This window comes from uncultured Ralstonia sp. (assembly GCA_913056305.1).
GTDB lineage: Bacteria > Pseudomonadota > Gammaproteobacteria > Burkholderiales > Burkholderiaceae > Ralstonia.
Genome location: CAJXMR010000397.1, coordinates 1 through 2283, shown reverse-complemented (window position 1 = coordinate 2283; position 2283 = coordinate 1). Strand labels below are relative to the sequence as shown.

Here is a 2283-nt window from a genome sequence, read left to right as displayed (position 1 = left end):
CTGGTGACGGCGGCAACGGCAGCGCTTCGATGCGCCGCGAGAAATTCGTCCCGTTCGGCGGCCCAGACGGCGGCGACGGCGGGCGCGGCGGCAGCGTTTGGGCCGTGGCTGACCGCAACATCAATACGCTGATTGACTACCGCTTCGCCAAGAAGCACCTCGCGCGCAATGGCGAAAACGGCCGCGGCGCCGATTGCTACGGCGCCGCCGGCGAAGACATCACCCTGCGCATGCCGGTCGGCACCGTCATCTATGACTCGGACACGGACGAGCAGATCGCCGACCTGACGCTGGACGGCGAGCGTCTGTGCCTGGCGCAGGGCGGCGAAGGCGGCTGGGGCAACATCCACTTCAAGTCGAGTACCAACCGCGCCCCGCGCCAGAAGACCGACGGCAAGCCCGGTGAGCGCCGCAACCTGCGCTTGGAGCTGAAGGTGCTGGCGGACGTGGGCCTGCTCGGCATGCCGAATGCTGGCAAGTCGACGCTGATCACCGCCATCTCCAACGCGCGCCCGAAGATCGCCGACTACCCGTTCACGACGCTGCACCCGAACCTGGGCGTGGTGCGCACGGGCCCGTCGAAGTCGTTCGTGGTGGCGGACATTCCTGGCCTGATCGAAGGCGCGGCTGAAGGCGCGGGCCTGGGCCATCAGTTCCTGCGTCACCTGCAGCGCACGCGCGTGCTGCTGCACGTGGTGGACCTCGCCCCGTTCGACGAGAGCGTCGACCCCGTGGCCGAAGCCAAGGCCATCGTCGGCGAGCTGAAGAAATACGACGCCGAGCTGTACGACAAGCCGCGCTGGCTGATCCTCAACAAGCTCGACGTGGTGCCTGAGGACGAACGCGAAGCGCGCGTGAAGGACTTCGTGAAGCGCTTCAAGTGGAAGGGCCCGGTGCATCGCATCTCGGCGCTCACGCACGATGGCACGCAGGCACTGGTCCACGCGATCCAGGAATACCTCGACGAGTTGCGTGCGGAAGAGGACGCAGCAGCGGCCGCACCTGACCAACGTCTGGACCCGGCCCTGCACAACGTCGATCACGACAATCAAGCCTAACACCGCAACATCCTTCGGAGACACGCCCACCATGGCCCTGCGTTCGCTGATTGCCGATGCGCGCCGCCTTGTCGTCAAGGTTGGTTCCAGCCTGGTCACCAACGATGGTCGCGGCCTCGACCAGGCAGCCATCGCCCGCTGGGCCGCGCAGATCGCGGCGCTACGGGCGGCGGGCAAGGAAGTCGTGCTGGTCAGCTCCGGCGCCATCGCCGAGGGCATGCAGCGGCTGGGCTGGGCCAAGCGGCCGAAGGAAATCCACGAGTTGCAGGCCGCTGCCGCGGTCGGGCAGATGGGCTTGGCGCAGGTGTATGAATCCGAATTCGCGCGGCACAGCATCCGCACGGCGCAGGTGCTGCTCACGCACGGCGACCTGGCCGACCGCGAGCGCTATCTCAACGCGCGCTCCACGCTGCTCACGCTGCTGAGCCTGGGCGTGGTGCCGATCATCAACGAGAACGACACGGTCGTCACCGACGAGATCAAGTTCGGCGACAACGACACGCTGGGCGCGCTCGTCACCAACCTGATCGAAGGCGATGCGCTGATCATCCTGACGGACCAGCGGGGCTTGTACACGGCGGACCCGCGCAAGGATCCGGACGCGCGTTTCGTCGATGAGGCGCAGGCCGGCATGCCGGATTTGGAGCAGATGGCTGGCGGTGCCGGTAGCAGTATTGGCAAAGGCGGCATGCTGACGAAGATCCTGGCGGCCAAGCGGGCGGCCAAATCTGGTGCGCATACGATCATCGCCTCCGGGCGCGAGGCGGACGTGCTGGCGCGGCTGGCTGGCGGCGAGGCCATCGGTACGCAACTGCGTGCGCCGACCGGGCGCATGGCGGCTCGCAAGCAGTGGATGATTGATCATCTGCAGCTGCGTGGGCGCGTGGTGCTGGATGCTGGTGCGGTGGAGAAGCTCACCGCCGGTGGCAAGTCGTTGCTGCCGATTGGCGTGACGGAAGTGCAGGGCGAGTTTGCGCGCGGTGAGGTGATTTCCTGCGTGGATCTGGATGGACGCGAGATTGCGCGCGGGCTGACGAACTACTCGTCTGCCGAGGCGCGGCTGATTGCGCGGAAATCGTCTTCTGAGATTGAATCTGTGCTGGGCTACGTCAGCGCTGCTGAGCTGGTGCACCGGGATAACTTGGTGCTGCTCTGATTCTTTGGGGTTGAGCCTTGGTGGTCTGCCTCCCTTTCGCCCCCTGCCGGGGCCGACCTACTTTTCTTT

2 protein-coding genes are annotated in these 2283 nt (G+C 66.3%); both read left to right on the top strand.

Features of this window, described 5'->3' with window-relative positions; all coding sequences use genetic code 11:
- A partial coding sequence (cgtA, locus tag QZ609_RS26530; protein WP_295501518.1) for an Obg family GTPase CgtA occupies nucleotides 1–1058 on the top strand: 1058 nt, incomplete at its 5' end.
- Between the two features lie 31 nt (nucleotides 1059–1089).
- Nucleotides 1090–2214, top strand: a complete 1125-nt coding sequence (gene proB, locus QZ609_RS26525) for a glutamate 5-kinase (RefSeq protein WP_295501515.1) — start codon at nucleotides 1090–1092, stop codon at nucleotides 2212–2214.
- The last annotated feature ends 69 nt before the right edge of the window (nucleotides 2215–2283 follow it).

Coding starts and splice junctions, on each gene's coding strand:
- proB (WP_295501515.1), top strand. CDS start 1,090: ATGGCCCTGCGTTCGCTGATTGCCGATGCGCGCCGCCTTGTCGTCAAG.